19 protein-coding genes are annotated in these 18829 nt (G+C 38.7%); all 19 read left to right on the top strand.

Features of this window, described 5'->3' with window-relative positions:
- Positions 1-435, top strand: a complete 435-nt coding sequence (accB, locus tag HMPREF1140_RS07200; protein WP_009663338.1) for an acetyl-CoA carboxylase biotin carboxyl carrier protein — start codon at positions 1-3, stop codon at positions 433-435.
- A 5-nt stretch (positions 436-440) separates the two neighbouring features.
- The gene (fabZ, locus tag HMPREF1140_RS07195; RefSeq protein ID WP_007595523.1) at positions 441-866 is read left to right on the top strand and encodes a 3-hydroxyacyl-ACP dehydratase FabZ; all 426 of its coding nucleotides are present in this window, start codon (positions 441-443) and stop codon (positions 864-866) included.
- A complete protein-coding gene (locus HMPREF1140_RS07190) occupies positions 867-2210 on the top strand; it encodes an acetyl-CoA carboxylase biotin carboxylase subunit (RefSeq protein ID WP_009663363.1) in 1344 nt (447 codons plus the stop codon).
- 24 nt (positions 2211-2234) lie between these two features.
- Positions 2235-3935, top strand: a complete 1701-nt coding sequence (locus HMPREF1140_RS07185; protein ID WP_009663337.1) for an acetyl-CoA carboxylase carboxyl transferase subunit — start codon at positions 2235-2237, stop codon at positions 3933-3935.
- Positions 3936-3952: 17 nt separating this feature from the next.
- Entirely contained in the window at positions 3953-5134 is a 1182-nt protein-coding gene (locus HMPREF1140_RS07180; protein ID WP_009663165.1) for an NAD(P)H-dependent flavin oxidoreductase, read from the top strand.
- A gap of 284 nt (positions 5135-5418) precedes the next feature.
- A complete protein-coding gene (locus tag HMPREF1140_RS07175) occupies positions 5419-6804 on the top strand; it encodes a serine hydrolase (RefSeq protein WP_009663339.1) in 1386 nt (461 codons plus the stop codon).
- A 7-nt stretch (positions 6805-6811) separates the two neighbouring features.
- Complete coding sequence (locus HMPREF1140_RS07170) at positions 6812-7672, top strand: metallophosphoesterase (protein WP_009663266.1); 861 nt, start codon at positions 6812-6814, stop codon at positions 7670-7672.
- A gap of 50 nt (positions 7673-7722) precedes the next feature.
- On the top strand, positions 7723-8517 hold the full coding sequence (locus HMPREF1140_RS07165; protein WP_035620112.1) for a segregation and condensation protein A: 795 nt from the start codon (positions 7723-7725) through the stop codon (positions 8515-8517).
- Positions 8510-9115 carry an SMC-Scp complex subunit ScpB gene (scpB, locus tag HMPREF1140_RS07160; RefSeq protein ID WP_009663361.1) on the top strand — a complete coding sequence of 202 codons (606 nt, stop codon included), beginning with the start codon at positions 8510-8512 and terminating at the stop codon, positions 9113-9115. Before HMPREF1140_RS07165 ends, scpB begins: the two co-directional genes overlap by 8 nt.
- 1 nt (position 9116) lies before the next feature.
- Positions 9117-9548, top strand: a complete 432-nt coding sequence (locus HMPREF1140_RS07155; protein WP_009663404.1) for a dUTP diphosphatase — start codon at positions 9117-9119, stop codon at positions 9546-9548.
- Positions 9520-10365 carry a tetratricopeptide repeat protein gene (locus HMPREF1140_RS07150; protein WP_035620111.1) on the top strand — a complete coding sequence of 282 codons (846 nt, stop codon included), beginning with the start codon at positions 9520-9522 and terminating at the stop codon, positions 10363-10365. Before HMPREF1140_RS07155 ends, HMPREF1140_RS07150 begins: the two co-directional genes overlap by 29 nt.
- 7 nt (positions 10366-10372) lie before the next feature.
- On the top strand, positions 10373-11620 hold the full coding sequence (gene hflX, locus HMPREF1140_RS07145) for a GTPase HflX (RefSeq protein WP_009663239.1): 1248 nt from the start codon (positions 10373-10375) through the stop codon (positions 11618-11620).
- Positions 11621-11705: 85 nt separating this feature from the next.
- Complete coding sequence (locus HMPREF1140_RS07140) at positions 11706-12401, top strand: lecithin retinol acyltransferase family protein (RefSeq protein WP_009663295.1); 696 nt, start codon at positions 11706-11708, stop codon at positions 12399-12401.
- 107 nt (positions 12402-12508) lie between these two features.
- The gene (locus HMPREF1140_RS07135) at positions 12509-13153 is read left to right on the top strand and encodes a YigZ family protein (RefSeq protein WP_009663416.1); all 645 of its coding nucleotides are present in this window, start codon (positions 12509-12511) and stop codon (positions 13151-13153) included.
- 30 nt (positions 13154-13183) lie between these two features.
- The gene (locus HMPREF1140_RS07130) at positions 13184-14080 is read left to right on the top strand and encodes a magnesium transporter CorA family protein (protein WP_009663289.1); all 897 of its coding nucleotides are present in this window, start codon (positions 13184-13186) and stop codon (positions 14078-14080) included.
- A 92-nt stretch (positions 14081-14172) separates the two neighbouring features.
- Entirely contained in the window at positions 14173-15288 is a 1116-nt protein-coding gene (locus tag HMPREF1140_RS07125; RefSeq protein ID WP_009663270.1) for a carbohydrate kinase family protein, read from the top strand.
- 4 nt (positions 15289-15292) lie between these two features.
- Entirely contained in the window at positions 15293-16132 is an 840-nt protein-coding gene (locus HMPREF1140_RS07120; protein ID WP_009663188.1) for a class II fructose-bisphosphate aldolase, read from the top strand.
- Between the two features lie 105 nt (positions 16133-16237).
- The gene (locus HMPREF1140_RS07115; protein WP_009663353.1) at positions 16238-17248 is read left to right on the top strand and encodes a sugar ABC transporter substrate-binding protein; all 1011 of its coding nucleotides are present in this window, start codon (positions 16238-16240) and stop codon (positions 17246-17248) included.
- 93 nt (positions 17249-17341) lie between these two features.
- The gene (locus HMPREF1140_RS07110) at positions 17342-18826 is read left to right on the top strand and encodes a sugar ABC transporter ATP-binding protein (RefSeq protein ID WP_009663180.1); all 1485 of its coding nucleotides are present in this window, start codon (positions 17342-17344) and stop codon (positions 18824-18826) included.
- Positions 18827-18829: the final 3 nt, after the last annotated feature.

Here is an 18829-nt window from a genome sequence, read left to right as displayed (position 1 = left end):
ATGAAGATAGATGAGATTATAAAACTTATAGAGACAGTAAGTAAGAATGATGTTGATACATTAAACTATGCTACAGATTCTGAAAAAATTGTTATAAAGAAAAATAAAACAAAACTTGTAGCAGGAGAGGTTCAGGCCGTACCGGTAGCACAGAGTGTAAGTTTTGAAGCTGCAAACACGGTAGAGAACACAAAGGTTGCAGGTCATACCGTAACATCACCGCTTGTAGGAACTTTCTACAGTGCACCTTCACCTGATTCACCAAGCTTTGTAAATGTAGGTGACAGAGTAAAGAAAGGCCAGGTAATAGGTATCATTGAGGCAATGAAACTTATGAATGAGCTTGAGAGTGATTTTGACGGTGTTGTAAAAGAGATCCTTGTTAAGGATGAGGATGTGGTAGAGTTCGGACAGCCGCTGTTTATTTTGGAGTAAGGAATATGTTGGGAATCAAGGAAATTCAAGAGATAATACCTCACAGACATCCGTTTTTACTTATTGATTGTATTGAGGAGCTGGAGCCCGGCAAAAAAAGTGTCGGATATAAATGTATAACATATAATGAGTCTCAGTTTTTGGGACATTTTCCCGAAGAGCCTGTAATGCCGGGAGTACTTATGATAGAGGCATTGGCGCAGACAGGCGCTGTTGCTATATTGTCAGTACCTGAGAATAAGGGTAAGACAGCATATTTCGGAGCTATAAATTCCGCTAAGTTCAAAAGAAAAGTTGTTCCGGGAGATAAGTTGAAACTTTCCTGTGAGATAATCAGATCAAAAGGAAGAATAGGAATAGGTAAAGCTATAGCAAGTGTAGACGGTGAGATAGCGGTAGATGCCGAACTTACCTTTATCATTGGAGAATAAATGTTTAGAAAAGTATTGATAGCAAACAGAGGAGAGATTGCAGTCAGAATAATCAGAGCACTTAGAGAAATGGGTATCATAAGTGTTGCCGTATATTCTGAGGCGGATAGAGACAGCTTACATACTATGCTCGCAGATGAGGCTATTTGTATAGGACCTGCACCTGCGATGAAGAGCTATCTGGATATGGAGAGAATACTCAGTGCGGCTATTACAACGGGTGCCGAGGCTATTCATCCGGGATTCGGATTTTTATCGGAGAATGAGAAATTCGCAAGACTTTGTACTGAAGTCGGAATAAAGTTTATCGGACCTAAATCTGAAACAATTGCTAAGCTTGGTGATAAGGCTGTAGCCAGAGCAACTATGCAAAAAGCACATATTCCTGTAATACCGGGAACTGACGGAAGTGTCAAGGATGTGAATGAGGCATTAAAGCTTGCCAAAAAAGTAGGCTTCCCTGTAATGATAAAGGCGGCTCTTGGCGGTGGCGGAAAGGGTATGAGAATATCAAGGAGCGAAGATGATTTTGCCGAGAACTTTATGACTGCAAAGGCTGAGGCTCTTAAAGGCTTTTCGGACGACTCAATGTATATTGAAAAATATATAGAAAGACCGAGACATATCGAGTTCCAGATTTTGGCCGACAGCTATGGAAATGTAATACATCTTGGCGAAAGAGATTGCTCCATACAAAGAAGACATCAAAAGGTGTTGGAGGAGGCCCCATCAGTATTCCTTGACAGTAAGCTCAGAGAAAAGATGGGAAAGGCTGCTGTAAGTGCGGCAAAGGCTGCCGGATATGAGAATGCCGGCACCATTGAGTTTTTGGTGGATAAGAACAAGAACTTTTACTTTATGGAGATGAATACAAGAATTCAGGTAGAGCATCCTGTAACAGAGATGATCACCGGTATAGATCTTATAAAGGAGCAGATCAGAGTAGCTGCGGGAGAGAAGCTTTCCCTTACTCAAAAGGATGTAAAGATTGAAGGACATTCCATAGAGTGTAGAATTAATGCCGAAAACCCCGATAAGAATTTTGCGCCTTCACCGGGAAGAATTGAGAGTATGCATTTGCCGGGCGGTAACGGTGTAAGAATAGATACACATATTTATGAAGATTACACAGTATCACCTTTTTACGATTCCATGCTTTTAAAATTGATAGTTCATGGAAAAACAAGACAGGAAGCTATTGCAAAGATGAGATCCGCTCTTGGTGAGATAGTAATTGAAGGTGTGGATACAAATATAGACTTTAACTATGAGATTATTAATAATCCTTACTTTATAGATGCTGATATAGATACTTCATTTATAGAAAAACAGTTTAAAATGTAGCAATGAAAGTTTTGAGGTGTTGTCATGTTTAGAAATATGTTTAAAAAGACATATGCAAAGATAGAACCGGAAAGTGAAAAGATAGATATCCCGGAGGGACTTTGGAAAAAGTGCAGAATCTGTAAAGAGCCGATTTTTGCTGAAGATGTAAAGTCAAATCTTTATACATGTCCGAAATGCGGCGGATATTTTAGAGTTCATGCATACAGAAGAATAGAAATGCTTGTGGATGACGGAAGCTTCATCGAGTGGAATAAGACAATGCCTATATCAAATCCTTTGGATTTCCCGGATTATGAGACTAAGCTGGAAGAGGAAAGACAAAAGAGTAAGCTCAATGAAGCTGTAGTTACCGGAGAGGCTACTATAGGTAATGTAAGAACAGCTATAGCCGTATGTGATGCAAGATTTATGATGTCTTCCATGGGAAGAGTGGTTGGAGAAAAGATAACGGCAGCAGTGGAAAAGGCTACAGAAGAGAAAATGCCGATTATTATTTTCTCATGTTCAGGCGGTGCCAGAATGCAGGAGGGTATGATTTCACTTATGCAGATGGCAAAGACCTCAGCGGCATTAAAAAGACATCATGAGGCAGGACAGCTTTTTATAAGCTTCCTCACAGATCCCACAATGGGTGGAGTAAGTGCTTCATTTGCAATGCTTGGTGATATTATACTGGCAGAGCCTAAGGCACTTATAGGATTTGCAGGCCCGAGAGTAATTGCACAGACTATAGGAACAAAGCTGCCGGAAGGTTTCCAGAGTGCAGAGTTTTTACTTGAGCATGGATTTATAGATGCTATAGTGGAAAGATCTGAACAAAGAAGCGTATTAAAGAAGATACTAAGAGCTCATACCTCAGGATTTAAGAAGGTTGCACGTCAGGAAAGTCAGGATGAAAACACCGAAAAGGTCGCAGAGAAGCGCCAGAAGGTAAAGGCACCTAAGACTGCCTGGGACAGTGTACTCTTATCAAGAAGACCTGACAGACCTACTGCAAAGGATTATATTGACAGAATGTTCAGTTTCTTTTTGGAATTACATGGTGACAGACTCTCAGGAGATGACGGTGCCATTGTCGGAGGTATAGCAAACTATTATGGAAAACCTGTAATGGTTGTGGCAGAGCAAAAGGGTAAGAGCATAAAAGAAAATAAAATCAGAAATTTCGGTATGCCAAATCCAAGCGGATATCGTAAGGCGCTAAGACTTATGAAGCATGCGCAGAAGTTTAATATGCCAATCATTTGCATAGTGGATACCCCGGGAGCATTTTGCGGAATAGAAGCCGAGGAGAAGGGACAGGCCGAGGCAATAGCCAGAGCACTCTTTGAAATGAGCGATATGACAGTACCTATACTCTCTGTTGTAATAGGTGAAGGCGGATCCGGAGGTGCACTTGCACTTGCCGTAGCCAATGAAGTTTGGATGCTTGAACATTCAATATACTCAATACTTTCACCGGAAGGTTTCGCTTCCATATTATATAAAGATGCAAAAAAGAGCAAAGAAGCTGCTGAGGTTATGAAAATCACCTCAAAGGAACTCTTAGCTTTGGGTGTAATAGACAGAGTTATAAAGGAAGATATACCTTTGACTGTAGACACTATGGATACTGTAATAGAAGAGATGGTTTCAAATATGGACGATTTCTTTGAGAAGAATTCTTCAAAATCCAAGGAAGAAATTGCAGAGGACAGATACAACAGATTCAGAAAGTTTTAAATAGCTGAAAGGGGAATATGGAATTCTTAAAAATAGGTGATAAAAGTTTGCTCTATCCCATTATCCAAGGCGGTATGGGTGTAGGAATAAGCCTTTCATCCCTTGCGGCACATGTGGCAGGCAATGGAGGAATGGGAATCATATCAACAGCACAGATTGGATTCAGAGAGGATGATTTTTATAAAAATCCTATAGAAGCAAATCTTCGTGCCGTAAAGACCGAACTTCAAAAAGCCAGAGATATTGCGGCGGAAGTATTTGAAAACAGATTTAAGGTTTCAAAACAGGCTTCTAAATTTTTGGAAAAATTAAAAAATTATAATCCTTTTATAGGCTTCAATATAATGGTGGCAACGAATAAATATGCGGACTATGTAATAGAAGCCGTAAAAGCCGGTGCGGATATTATAATATCCGGAGCCGGACTGCCTATAGAATTGCCGGAGCTTGTAGCAAAGGGACAGGCGCTAAGCGAAAACGCAAAAAAGACCTGTATTGCACCGATAGTATCAAGCAGAAAAAGTGCAAAAGTTATTTTAAAGATGTGGGACAGAAAATATAACACCACAGCTGATGCTGTAGTAATAGAAGGACCGCTTGCGGGAGGACATCTTGGATTTTCCTATGATGAGCTTCATGAGCTTGGTGCTGATACTATGGCAAGTAAAAATTATAAAAGAGAAAAATATGATGCCGAAATAAAAGAAATCATAGAGGAAGTAAGAATCTATGAAGAAAAGTTCGGTAAAAAGATTCCGGTATTTGTAGCAGGCGGTATATACACAAAAGAAGATATGGATCATGCCATAAGTTTGGGTGCGGACGGAGTACAGATGGGTACAAGATTTGTTACCACATATGAATGTGATGCACCTGATGATTACAAGCAGACATATATTGATGCAAAAGAAGAAGATATAGTTATCACAAAATCACCTGTAGGTATGCCGGGAAGAGCCATAAGAAACGACTTTATGGACAGACTGAAGACGGGTCCTATACCGATAAGACATTGTCATAACTGTTTGGCATTGTCTGTATGTGACAGAAAGACAATACCATATTGTATAACCGATGCACTGTGTTCTGCAGCAAACTCGGATGAAAGTCACGCATTGCTTTTTTGCGGTTCAAATGCCTACAGAGCTACAGCGCTGGAGCATGTTGAAGATATAATGAAAGAGCTTACGGAAAAATAAATAATTAAGATTTGATAAGATTCGGACTTTAAAAGGTCCGAATTTTTGCATTTGATTTTGAAAGCGCGGAGTTTTAGATTATAAATATAAGACGGATTTAAAGACAAATGTTCATTGATTTTCAGATAAGTTTTTATTAGACTGTTAGAGATACTTTACCCGGGAAATGCAGTTTAGCAGAATGTCATAGGTATGTAAGATTTACTTAATACTTATGTGCCATATTTGTGATATAGTATTAATAAGTTAGAGGGTAAATTTTAGAATTAAAGTGAGTATAAAAAATGAAAATCAAAAAAATTATAGCCGGTGGACTGTCAATATTATTGGCGGTAGGAGCGATAAGCTTTGCACCGGGGAACGGAATGGTAACATATGCAGCTACTCCTCCAAACATAGCATCGCAGGGAGCTGCACTTTACAATGCAAATACAGGTGAATTCCTGTATGAAAAAGATGGGAATAAGCAGTTTTTCCCTGCCTCGATCACTAAGATTATGACAACATTGCTTGCTTTGGAGCAGGCGGATCTTGATGACACTGTGGTGTTTTCAAAGAGTGCAACTACAAATCTGGAATCGGGAGCTACAAACTTAGGTGTAGTGGAAGGTGACAGAATAAGTGTAAGAGATGCGCTTTACGGAACAATGCTTGCCTCGGCAAATGAAGTTGCAAACGGACTTGCCGAGCATGTCGGAGGTTCAATACCGGGCTTTGCAAATATGATGAATGCGAGAGCCAGAGAAATAGGTGCAAAAAACACAAATTTTGTAAATCCGAGCGGTTTGAACAATCAAAACCATAAGACTACAGCTAAGGATATGGCATTGATTGCCGCTGAAGCGTTTAGGAATCCTAATTTCAGAGCTATTGCAAGTACAAGAAATTATACATTTCCCGCAACAAAGGGAAAACCTGCCACTTCAATTGCAATGCATCATAAGATGATTCAGACCAATGACAACAGATATTATCCGGGTGTAATAGGCGGAAAGACCGGATATACAAAGAGTGCGGGAAATACTTTGGTAACATGTGCGGAGAGAAACGGTGTAAGACTGGTAGTTGTAATACTAAAGAGCCAGGGAACTCACTATACCGACACAAGAGCCTTGCTTGACTACGGCTTTGAGATAGCTTCAACAGGCGGTGTGGATATCGCATCAAAAGATGTAAGTGTGAAAAAGAGCATTACCGGGGTCGCAGTGCAGGCTGCAAAAAAGGAAGTGGTGGCAAGAACAGAATCTGCACAGCAAGTTCAGGTAACAAATGCGGACAGTGCAAAAGTGGATGCCGCACCGAAGTCAATTGCCACATCTGATGTAAGGGCTGAAAACTACGGTCCGGGTATGGCACCGGATATAGGTTGGAAAGAGAGCAATGGAAGCTGGTTTTATGTAAAATCAGATAGAACAAGTGCCAGAGCGGAAGTTTTAAATATTAACGGAAAAAAATACTGGTTTGATGCGGACGGAAGAATGGCAAAAGGCTGGAGACAGGATACAAGCGGATCCTGGTATTTTATGGAGGATTCCGGAGCGATGAATTCTTCAGGCTGGCTTAAGTACAACGGACTATGGTATTATTTGGGAAGTGATGGTAAAATGTTGACAAATACCACCACACCTGACGGATACACTTTAAACAGTGACGGCGTTTGGGTAAGCTAGGAGTTTGATGAAAAATATATTTTCTAAAATTATAGGATTAGGAGCAGTGGGGAGTATTTCCTTGCTGCTCCGTTCTTTTTATGAAAGAAAGAACTTTAAAACGGTACAATACAGTATAAGCAGTGAAAAGATTAAGAGTGAAAAGAAAATAGTCTTTTTAACAGATTTACATAATAACAGTTTCGGAAAAAACAATGAAAAGCTTTTTGCGGCTATAGATGATATATCACCTGATTTGGTACTTATAGGCGGTGATATGATAACTGTAAAGGGGCGACTTGGTATAGAAAATGTGCTTGTGCTTTTAAAAAGACTTTCGAGTAAGTATAAATGTATATATGCCAACGGAAATCATGAACAAAGACTGAGTGAGAACAGATTCGGATTAAATTACAGGCAATATAAGCAGATAATTGAGGATATGGGAATAGTATATCTTTCAAATAAAAGCTATGATTCGGATGATAATATATGCGTTCACGGATTGGACCTCGAGAAAAAATATTATTTGAGAAGATTTAAAAAGCCTCTGGATCAGGGTTATATAGATAAGCGCATAAGTATAGATGAATCAAAGTTTAATATATTATTGGCACATTCACCACTGTTTGTAAAAGACTATGCAGACAGTCATGTGGATTTGGCACTTGCAGGGCATTTTCACGGTGGAACGATAAGGCTTCCCGGCGGTATAGGCGTAATGACACCACAGTTTCATTTCTTTAACAGATTGGTTGTAGGAATGAAAAAAGTGGGAAATATGGTTCAGATAATAGGAGCGGGACTTGGAACTCACAGTATAAATATCAGATTGAATGATATGTCGGAGCTGATTGTGATTAATCTTAAGTGTCGCAATAAAGCTTGAAATTTGTTACAATAGTAAGGTTGAGTGATATCTATATATGAGAGGTGAGTATGGAGATTTCATACAAATTGGAGAGGTTTGAAGGACCGCTTGATTTGCTTTTATATCTTATAGAAAGGGATAGAGTAGATATATATGATATTCCGATTGTGAGTATTACGGAGCAGTATTTAAACTATATGAACGAGCTGGAAACCGATGACCTTGACTTGATGAGTGAATTTATTGTAATGGCTACCACGCTTCTTGATATAAAGGCAAAGATGCTTTTACCGCTTGAAGAAGATGAGGAGACAAAGGAGATCATTGACCCGAGAGCGGAGCTTGTGGCAAGACTGCTTGAATATAAAAAATACAAGATGATGGCAAATGAGCTTGCCGGAAGATATTTTGACGCCGGTAAAATACTTTTTAAGGAGCCAAGTATTCCGGCTGAAGTGGAAGAATATAAGGAGCCTGTAAACCTGGATGAGCTTTTCGGCGGTTTAAATTTACACAAGTTAAAAGAAGTATTTGACCGTGTAATGAAGCAAAAGGAAAACAGGATAGATAAGGTAAGAAGTAATTTCGGCACTATAAAAAAGGAACCTGTATCTTTGGAAACCAAGATAACGGAGGTTATGGCATATGCCAGAAAGCACAGAAAATTTACCTTTAAATCACTCCTTGAAAGTCAGGTAAGCAAGCTTGAAGTTGTTGTTACATTTTTAAGCGTATTGGAACTTATGAAAATAGGTAAAATAGCTCTTTTACAGGAGGAGACTTTCGGAGAAATGCAAATAGAAACTTTGGAAGAAGAGGGAAAGGAGGAGACGCTGGATCTTAGCGATATATTAGATGGCTAAATTAAGTAAAACAGAAGCGGCGATTGAGGCAATACTTTTTGCCTTGGGAACATCTGTAGAAATAAGACAATTATGTGCCGCTCTTGATATGAAAGAGAATGAAGTGATTCAAAATCTCGAATCATTAAAAGTAAAGTATAATAATGATAATAGAGGAATACAGATAATTGATCTGGGAGATTGTGTTCAGATGTGTACAAAGACAGAGTACTATGAACAACTTATAAAGGTATGTAAGACACCCAAAAAGCAGGTGCTTACCGATGCCCTGCTTGAGACATTATCAATTATTGCCTACAAACAGCCTATTACAAAGGCTGAAATAGAACGTATAAGAGGTGTCTCATCGGACCATGTGGTTAGCAGGCTGGTAGAGTTCGGACTTGTTTATGAAGCCGGAAAACTTGATGCACCCGGAAGACCTTCACAGTTTGCAACTACCGAAGAATTCCTAAGAAGATTTGGAGTTGAGTCAAAAGAATCATTGCCAAGACTCAATTCGGATCTTGAAGCCGAGATAGTGCATGAGGTTGAGGAAGAGACCGGATGGAAGTTCGGCTTTGAAAGTGAAGTAAACGGAGTAGGGGAAGATAATTAATATGAAGATAAAGATAAAATATTTCAGTGAAGAGATTGAAAAACTGAAATTTATAGATGGAAAAAGTGACTGGATAGATTTAAGAGCCGCTGAAAGAGTTGAGATGAAGTCGGGAGATTACAAGCTTATCAGACTTGGAGTGGGAATGGAATTGCCGTCCGGATATGAAGCATTGGTGGTACCCAGAAGTTCCACTTTCAAAAACTTCGGAATCTTACAGACCAACTCAATGGGAGTTATCGATGAGTCATATTGCGGTGACAATGATGAATGGAGATTTCCGGCATTGGCAATGAGAGATACTGTTATAGAAGTAAATGACAGAATATGCCAGTTTAGAATAATAAAGCATCAGGATGCATTTGAATTTGAAGAAGTGAATAAATTGGATGGAGTAGACAGAGGTGGCTTTGGCAGTACAGGGAAAAATTAAAAATATATTTGTATTAGGCATATTATCTCTTGTTTTACTAAGCGGCTGTGGCGTAAATGAAAAGAAATACTTTGAAAGCGGCAAGGCCCTACTTGAAGAAGGTAAATATGCACAAGCTGTAGAAGTCTTTGATAAGGCTATAGGCGTACATGGAAGCAAAAATATCAGAGGTCTTGAAATAGATATACTCAGATACAGAGCGGAAGCCGAGTATAAAGCCGGAGATTACAAGGCTGCAGAGCATACATACAGACTTCTTATATCTGCAGATGAAGAAAGAATGGAATACTTGGATATGCTGGCTATCATATATACTAAACTCAGCAATGTAGATATGGATATAGATATAGCAGATGCCGTGGCAATGTATGATAAGGCACAGAGTCTGGATGACAGAGGTGAATTACATATCAATGCCGGTATCAGTATAGTACAGTATTATGAGGATATGTATGATAAGAGTTCAGATTCATCATATCTTGATAAGGCGGAAGAGTTTTTAGAAAAACAGTTAAAAGAAACCAATAGAAAGAGCGCCAAAGTGCTGGCTGTTTATGCAAAGCATTTGTCAAAGAGAGAAGATTATGACAAGGCACTTGAAGCTGTGGAAGAAGGTATGGCACTTTTGGAAAATAAGACTTTAAATGCACATGATGATGAGACCTTAAAGTCTTTGATGTTTTCAAAAGGATCATGCTATGAATATATGAGCGATTATAATAAGGCTTTGGAATGTTTCAATGCATATATTGAAAAATACGGCGAGGATGAAGAGGTTTCTCATGAGGTGGCTTTTTTAAAGTCCAGAATCAGATAGGTAGTATATGAGTACATATGAAACAAAAGAAATAGTTGAAAAGGTAGTTTTGCTGGGAGTTGATGTGGGTGATGATACAAAGGAATCCATGAAAGAACTGGCAGAGCTTGTGGATACTGCAGGTGCAACAGTTCTTGACAGTATTATACAATCCAGAGAAAGGATGCATCCCGGCACCTACATAGGTAAGGGTAAGATAGAGGAAGTCAAAGACAGAGTTATAGAACTTGGAGCTACCGGAGTGGTATGCGATGATGAGCTTACACCTGCACAGCTGAGAAATCTTGAGGATCTTTTAGACACCAAGGTAATGGACAGAACAATGGTCATTCTGGATATATTTGCAAAGAGAGCAACAACAAGTGAAGGAAAGATTCAGGTAGAATTGGCACAGTTAAAATTTTCTTCTGCAAGACTGGTAGGACTTAGAAGCAGTCTCTCAAGACTTGGTGGCGGTATCGGTACCAGAGGCCCGGGAGAGAAGAAGCTTGAGATGGATAGAAGACTTATTCATGAGAGAATTTCTCAGTTGAAAGCAGAGCTCAAAAAGGTTGAAAACCATAGAGATCTGATAAGAAAATCCAGAGATGAAAATCTTGCCTTTAATGTGGCAATAGTGGGATATACCAATGCCGGAAAATCCACTTTGCTCAATAAGCTCACAGATGCAAATATTTTGGCAGAGGACAAGCTCTTTGCAACTCTTGACCCCACTACCAGAAAGTTAAAACTTGGAAGCGGTCAGGAAATACTGGTAACAGATACTGTAGGTTTTATAAGAAAACTTCCGCATCACCTTATAGAAGCATTCAAATCCACTCTGGAAGAGGCAAAGTATGCAAATCTTCTGATACATATGGTGGATGCTTCAAATGAAGAGGCATCATCACAGATGTTGGTGGTATACGATACACTAAGGAGCCTTGATGTGGTTGATAAGGACATAATTACAGTATTTAATAAGACAGATTTGATGGAAGAGAATATGGAGCTTCCAAGAGATTTCCACGCAGATAAAGTTTTAAAGATGTCGGCAAAGACCGGAGAGGGTATAGAGGATTTAAAAAAGACTGTTGAAGATATTTTACAAAAGCAAAGAGTTTATCTTGAGCATGTATTCCCGTATAAGGATGCCGGTAAAATAGCAATTGTCAGAAAATTCGGTGAAATTCTCAGTGAAGAATATATTGACGAAGGAATCAGTATAAAAGCATATATTCCGGCTGAAATTTTCGGAAAAGTAATTTCCACTTGAAAAATTAACATATGTAATATATATTAGTATTACCTAACTTAGCAAAGCCTAACTTGGTAAATGTTATATATTACTTGGAGTGGATATGTTATTAGCACTTTTGATTGCCGGTAAGATGTTGATGGGAACCGGTGGTGACAGACCGAACAGAGAAGAGAAAATTTACGGTAAGCAACATTTTTGGAGAGATAAAAAAGAAGAAATGGGCTATAGATTGCAGTACAGTCTTCTTGACGGTCATGCAAGGATTCTTGATAAAAATAATATAAGAAAAGCTACCGGTACAATGAGTGCTATGGAAGAGAAATTTGAAAGATTGGTTTCAGGCAGTTTCCTAAAGCCCGGAGATGTGATTGGAGTATCCAGAGCATTATATGATCACTACGGTATTTATATAGGAGACGGTAAAGTTATTCATTATGCGGACAAAACCAAGGATTTTGGAAGGAATGTCAGCATATACGAGACTGATTTAAAGGAATTTACCGAAGGGTCACAGGATTATTTTGTACTTCATTTTCCAAAGACGGGCGGCCCGCCAAGGAAACTCAGGAGCAGTACAAACTTTGATAAAAATCCGAGAGAACAGACCGGCATATTTGATTTTTTATTTAAAGCAAAGTATAAGCTGTTTTCACCGGAGGAGACTATAGAGAGGGCAAAATCAAGGCTTGGAGAAAGAGCCTACAATTTTACCAGAAACAATTGTGAGCATTTTGCACTTTGGTGTAAAACAGGAGTATCTTTTTCACGTCAGGTGGATATGGTACTTTCAATATAGTAAGTTTAAGAGCTTTCGGGTTTTTTAACCCGGAGGCTTTTTTTATTAGCCTTTTTATTTTATCAAACATTTGTTATAATACCTTGGTGAAACAGGAGAGTAGGTCTATGAAAATCATTCTGGAAAATAATGAAGCCGAGATTGTAGAAAAGAAATCAAGATTTATAGCAAATATTGCTATGGTAAGCTCTGAAGAAGAGGCACTTGAATTTATAGATAAAATAAAGAAAAAGTACTATGATGCCAGGCATAATTGCTATGCATATATCATAGGAGAAGAAGGAAATAAGAAAAAATGTTCGGACGACGGTGAACCGCAAAGAAGTGCCGGAATGCCTATGATGGAAGTACTGGAAAATCAAGGTTATTTTGATATAGTGGCAGTGGTTACGAGATATTTCGGAGGAACTTTGCTTGGTGTGGGCGGACTTATACGTGCATATCAGGGAGCGGTTATAGAGGCGCTTGTCAATACTAAAACAGGAGAGATCAGAGACGGTTTTAGAGTACAGTATAAATTCGGATATGATTTTTACGGAAAGATAAAGTATATAGCAGACAGTGAAAATATAGTTATAGAAGATACCGTATTTGATGAGATGGTGACCATAAGTCTGATATTTGAAAAGGAGACTTGCGAAAGACTTCAAAAGAAGCTTGTGGAAGAGACCGATGCCAATATAGAACAATTACTTATTGAAAAGATAAAATATATTACAGTTGATGATAAATGGTATAAGGAATACAAATAGAAAAGGTTAATACACTCAGAGGTTTAATAGATGCAGTTATATTTGGGAGAAGAGGGAAAAAAGTATTATTGGAAAGTCGTAGATGTCAGTAATATTGCCGATGTGGAGACTTTGGAAACAAAATTTGATTTGACAGAGGAAATGGCTGAATATGTTCTTGACTCAAATGAAAGAGCGAGAGTGGAATATGACGGAAAAAATCTGCTTGTGGTAATACATGTGCCGGCATTTACACAAAACAACGGACATTATGAGACAAGGTCAATAAAGTTTTTTGTAGATTCAGAGAGTATATTTATGTTCGTTACCTATGATACGAACTATATAGTTCCGCTTATTGAAAAGTATATACAGGCTGAAGAAGCAAGCAGTCCTATGATGCTTTTGTTTTTAAGCCTTTTTGTTATATCGGATTCATTTTTACCGATACTGGATAAGCTGAATGAAGAGAGATTGCATCTTAACAGAAGACTCAGAATGAACACAAATGATAAGGGAATCTGGGATCTGTCAGACCTTGAGGTAGGTCTTATCTATCTTGGTGCCGCAACAAGACAGAATGTTGTTGCAATAAGACAGATGAGGATAACTTCGGCAATTAAAAAATGTAATGAAGCGGAAAAAGAAGAGCTGGAAGATGCGTACATAGAGGCAAAGCAGGCAAGTGATATGGCCGAGATGGCGACAAGCATAGTGGAGCAGATGAGCGGTATGTACAATAACCTGATAAATATAAAGTTGAATGAAACAATGCGTATTATGACCATATGGTCACTTCTTATGACAATACCTACAGTTATATCGGGATTTTTCGGTATGAATGTTGATCTGCCTCTGGCAAAAGTAGAGGGTGGATGGATAATTATAACTGTAATAACCGCAGTTTTGTTATGGGCGATGTGGAAATTTATTTGGAATAAACTTTAATAAAGATAATAGTTATATCAGTCAAAAAGAATGACTAATGTAACTATTATTTTTTTGCAAATTTTAGTAAATTATTTTTGAAAGGGGGCAATATGGACAGAAAAATAATAGTTGCAGGCCATATATCCTATGATATTACACCTCAAATATATGATACAAAAGGGAAAAACTTCGGCAAGCTTTTAAAACCCGGAAAACTTATAAATGTGGGTAGGGCGACAGTGGCAAATGGCGGAGCTGTAAACAATACAGGTATGGCATTGCACAAATTCGGAGCAAATGTTGATCTTATTGCCAAGGTCGGAGATGATGAGTTCGGTCGTCAGATAATAGAAAAATGTGAAGAAAAGGGAGCAAAGACAAACTTTATAAAGGCTGTGGGGGAAGATACTTCATATACTATAGTATTATCACCACCGGGCTTTGACAGAAGTTTCTTACATTTCCCCGGAACAAATGATACCTTTAAATTTTCAGATTTAAATATGGAAAAAATAAAAAATGCTTATTTCTTCCACTTCGGTTATCCCACATTGATGGCCGGATTTTATAAAAACAATGCAAAAGATCTTATAGAAATGTATAAGAGTATAAAGGAAGCCGGACTTATTACAAGTCTTGATGTGGCGGCTATAGACCCTGAGGGCGATGCCGGAAAACTTGACTGGAAAGAAATCCTAAAGCAGGTACTTCCCTTTGTGGATGTATTTGAGCCGAGTTTTGAAGAACTTTTATGTATGACGGATGAAGAAGCATATGAAGATCTTTTGGAAAGAGCGGGAGAAGAAGATGTGTGCATGTGCTTAAGCCTTGAAAAGGATGTGCTGCCGCTTGCAAAAAAGATCATGGAATTTGGAGTTTCAATTTTGCTTATAAAATGCGGTGTGGCAGGTATGTATCTTTGTACAGCAGATGATGTTTCAAAAAAGCTTGGACTTGGCAGAGAATGGGACAGCTTTAAATATTTTCAAAAGAGCTTTAAACCTGACAGGATAAAATCTGCAATAGGAGCGGGAGATACTGCTATAGCGGCATTTATTTACGGAATAGTAAATGAATATTCTCCAAAATCCACTATAGAGATAGCGGCAGGTACAGGTGCGATGTGTATTACGGAATACGATACTTATAGCGGTTTAATTGATATAAAGGAACTTGAAGAAAAGATAAAAAACAACTGGGAAACTCAGGATTTTATAAAGGAGTAAGATTATGTTAATAACACTTAGGAATATTTTGGATATAGCGGAAAGTAAAAATATGGCTGTGGCTGCATTTAATGCAACTTCACTTGAGGGTATAATGGCTGTAATAGAGGCTGCCGAAGAGGAAAATGCACCTGTAATATTGCAGTTTGCCAATGCCGCACATGGAAAATATGTACCGCTTGAAAAGATTGGAAAAATAATGGTGATGCTTGCTGATGAGGCAAAGGTACCTGTATGTGTACATCTGGATCATGGTGATAATTTTTCTGAGATAAAGACTGCACTGGATCTTGGATTTACAGGAATAATGTATGACGGATCCGCATTGCCTTTTAAAGAAAATGTGGCAAATACAAGATATGCGACGGCTCTTGCAGATGAATACGGTGCAAGTATAGAGGCTGAGCTTGGTGCTATGGGGGCTGAAGGTGCAGAAGAGAATGTTATGGGCGCCTATACGGATCCGGAGCTTGCAAAAATCTTTGTAGAGGAAACAGGTATCGATGCGCTGGCGGCCTCATTCGGAACGGTACATGGAATATACAAGAGTGAACCCAAGCTTGATTTTGAAAGAATAGAAAATATCAGAGAACTGACAGGAGTTCCTGTTGTAATGCATGGAGGATCCGGCATAAGTGATGAAGACTTCAGAAGATGTATTGACCGTGGAGTAAGAAAGATAAACTTCTATACCTATGCGGCAAAATTTGCAGGAGATGCGATAAGAAAAATGGCCGAGGAGACAAGAGGAAATCTGTATTCACATGATGTATTTGTTACTGCAAGAGAGAGTATGAAGCAGACTTACAGGGATGCTATAAGAGTATTTAAGAATGAAAAATAGTATATGACAATTGTCATATGATACCCATTACAAAAAACAATTATATGAAAAAACTTTTATTGATATTATTACATCATCAGCCTGAGGGCATTAAAAGGAGGTCTTATGAGAAGAAAATTAATGGCAGGTGCATTGGCACTCGCAATGGCAGGTAGTTTGGTGGCTTGTGGTGGCGGAGAGAAAAAGGCCGCATCCGAGGGAGAGAGCAAAGAGGCTGCTACAACAGCACAGAGTAGTGAAAGCAAAAGCGGAGAAAAGAAGCATTATAAGTTCGGATACACATGTATGGACGGAACAAACCCATTCTTCGTTACCATTCAGGATAAAATCAAGGAAATGGTAGAGGCAAACGGTGACGAACTTATAGTAACAGATCCGGGAAATGATGTTACAAAGCAGATTTCACAGGTTGAGGATATGCTTTCACAAAATCTTGACGGATTGTTTATGAATCCGGTGGATGCACAGGGTATTATACCTGCACTTGATCTTGCAAAGGATGCAGGAGTTCCTATGGTGGGATTTGATACAGAAGTAGGAGATATGTCATACCTTGTATCATACACAGGATCTGATAACTACAATGCAGGAAAAGTAGTTGGAGAGGACCTTGTTAAGAAGGCACCTAACGGAGGAAAGATTATAGTTCTTGACTCACCTACTATGCAGTCTGTTGTAGACAGAACAAACGGTTTTATGGATGCTATAAAAGATCATGGATTTGAAGTTGTAGCACAGCAGGATGCAAAGGGAAATCTTCAGGTAGCAATGGGTATTGCAGAGGATCTTTTACAGTCAAATCCTGATGTTGTTGCAATCTTCGGTGGAAACGATCCTACAGCTCTCGGTGCATTGGCAGCGGCAAATGCGGCAGGCATCAAGAATTGTATGATTTACGGTGTTGACGGTTCACCTGACATAAAGTCGGAGCTTGCATCAGGTAATTCTTTAATAGAGGGTACCGGTGCTCAATCTCCTGTTTCTATCGCAGAGAAGGCAGTTAAGATTATGTATGATTATGTAGAAGGAAAGCAGGTTGAAGAGAGATATCCTGTAGAAACATTCCTTATCACATCAGACAATGTAGCAAAGTACGGAACAGACGGCTGGCAGTAAGCTTTAGCGGTATTTAACGAAACTACTATTAAATAACACAATTTAAGGCATCCCAAGGGATGCCTTATTTAGAAAATAAGAGCAGGTGAAACAGTGGCAGACAATATTTTATTGAAAATGAAAAACATATCTAAGAGTTTCCCGGGAGTTAAGGCCTTAGATAAAGTAAACCTCGAGTTAAAGTCCGGGGAAGTGCATGCACTGTTGGGGGAAAATGGTGCCGGAAAATCAACTCTTATAAAAGTGCTGGGTGGAATATACAGCCTTGATGAGGGAGAGATAGAGATCGAAGGCAAGAAAGTATCGATTGAGTCGGTTCATGATGCCTCAAAAAACAATATTGCGATAATACATCAAGAACTTGTTTTGGTGCCGTATATGACAGTGGCGGAAAATATATATTTGGGTAGAGAATCAGGAAAAGGATTTACTGTAAATATTTCAAAAATGGAAAAAGATGCTCAAAAGATTCTGGATGATTTGGGCATGGATATAGATGCAAGAGAACTTGTTATGAACCTTCCTATAGCGAAGCAGCAGATGGTGGAAATAACAAAGGCGGTATCGGTAAATGCAAAGATACTGGTTATGGATGAGCCTACATCTTCCATAAGTGACAGAGAGGTTGAAAATCTTTTCAACATCATGAGGAATCTGACAAAGAAGGGTGTCGGAATAATCTACATATCACATAAGATGAGCGAGCTTGAAGAAATATGTGACAGAGTGACGGTAATGAGAGACGGAGAATATGTAGGAACAAAGGTTGTAAAGGAGACCAACAAGGACGAGCTCATCGCCATGATGGTTGGAAGAACTTTGACAAACTACTATGTAAGGGATTTTATACCGTCAAAGGAAGTTATACTTAAAGTAGAGAATTTAAAAGACGGCGATAGGGTAAAAGATGTCAGCTTTGAGTTAAAGAAAGGCGAGATAATAGGTTTTGCAGGGCTTGTAGGTGCAGGAAGAAGCGAGGCTATGCAGGCGATATTCGGACTGTCAAAGGATGTTTCCGGAGATATATACATTGAGGGAAAAAAGGTAAATATAAAAGATCCAAAAGATGCGATAAAAAACGGCCTTGCTCTTGTACCTGAGAGCAGAAAAGAACAGGGACTGTATCTGCTTCAGGATATAAAATATAATACCACTATTGAAGTTCTTGATAAGTTTATAAAAAATTTGAATGTAAACTCTAAAAAAGAGTCTGAGATAACACAAAAATATATAGATATGATGGCGACCAAGACACCTTCACAGGAGCAGGTGATCGGTAATCTCTCAGGTGGAAATCAGCAGAAAGTAATGATTGGAAGATGGCTTGCCACAAATCCTAAAATCCTTATTATGGATGAGCCTACAAGAGGAATAGATGTAGGAGCAAAATCAGAGATATACAGAATAATGAATGATTTGGTAAAGCAGGGTGTTTCAATCATTATGATATCCTCGGAACTGCCGGAAATTATCAACATGAGCGACAGAGTATATGTTATGGCGGCAGGAACAATAAGAGGCTGTATAGATCATGAAGAAATATCACAAGAGAGTATTATGGCATTGGCAGCTATATGATGG

This window comes from Lachnoanaerobaculum sp. ICM7 (genome assembly GCF_000287675.1).
Lineage (GTDB): Bacteria > Bacillota > Clostridia > Lachnospirales > Lachnospiraceae > Lachnoanaerobaculum.
This window is presented reverse-complemented; position numbering and strand designations above follow the sequence as displayed.

Excerpts from the sequence above, each read along its gene's own strand:
- accB (WP_009663338.1), top strand. The coding sequence starts at position 1 with ATGAAGATAGATGAGATTATAAAACTTATAGAGACAGTAAGTAAGAAT.
- fabZ (WP_007595523.1), top strand. The coding sequence starts at position 441 with ATGTTGGGAATCAAGGAAATTCAAGAGATAATACCTCACAGACATCCG.
- HMPREF1140_RS07190 (WP_009663363.1), top strand. The coding sequence starts at position 867 with ATGTTTAGAAAAGTATTGATAGCAAACAGAGGAGAGATTGCAGTCAGA.
- HMPREF1140_RS07185 (WP_009663337.1), top strand. The coding sequence starts at position 2,235 with ATGTTTAGAAATATGTTTAAAAAGACATATGCAAAGATAGAACCGGAA.
- HMPREF1140_RS07180 (WP_009663165.1), top strand. The coding sequence starts at position 3,953 with ATGGAATTCTTAAAAATAGGTGATAAAAGTTTGCTCTATCCCATTATC.
- HMPREF1140_RS07175 (WP_009663339.1), top strand. The coding sequence starts at position 5,419 with ATGAAAATCAAAAAAATTATAGCCGGTGGACTGTCAATATTATTGGCG.
- HMPREF1140_RS07170 (WP_009663266.1), top strand. The coding sequence starts at position 6,812 with ATGAAAAATATATTTTCTAAAATTATAGGATTAGGAGCAGTGGGGAGT.
- HMPREF1140_RS07165 (WP_035620112.1), top strand. The coding sequence starts at position 7,723 with ATGGAGATTTCATACAAATTGGAGAGGTTTGAAGGACCGCTTGATTTG.
- scpB (WP_009663361.1), top strand. The coding sequence starts at position 8,510 with ATGGCTAAATTAAGTAAAACAGAAGCGGCGATTGAGGCAATACTTTTT.
- HMPREF1140_RS07155 (WP_009663404.1), top strand. The coding sequence starts at position 9,117 with ATGAAGATAAAGATAAAATATTTCAGTGAAGAGATTGAAAAACTGAAA.
- hflX (WP_009663239.1), top strand. The coding sequence starts at position 10,373 with ATGAGTACATATGAAACAAAAGAAATAGTTGAAAAGGTAGTTTTGCTG.
- HMPREF1140_RS07140 (WP_009663295.1), top strand. The coding sequence starts at position 11,706 with ATGTTATTAGCACTTTTGATTGCCGGTAAGATGTTGATGGGAACCGGT.
- HMPREF1140_RS07135 (WP_009663416.1), top strand. The coding sequence starts at position 12,509 with ATGAAAATCATTCTGGAAAATAATGAAGCCGAGATTGTAGAAAAGAAA.
- HMPREF1140_RS07130 (WP_009663289.1), top strand. The coding sequence starts at position 13,184 with ATGCAGTTATATTTGGGAGAAGAGGGAAAAAAGTATTATTGGAAAGTC.
- HMPREF1140_RS07125 (WP_009663270.1), top strand. The coding sequence starts at position 14,173 with ATGGACAGAAAAATAATAGTTGCAGGCCATATATCCTATGATATTACA.
- HMPREF1140_RS07120 (WP_009663188.1), top strand. The coding sequence starts at position 15,293 with ATGTTAATAACACTTAGGAATATTTTGGATATAGCGGAAAGTAAAAAT.
- HMPREF1140_RS07115 (WP_009663353.1), top strand. The coding sequence starts at position 16,238 with ATGAGAAGAAAATTAATGGCAGGTGCATTGGCACTCGCAATGGCAGGT.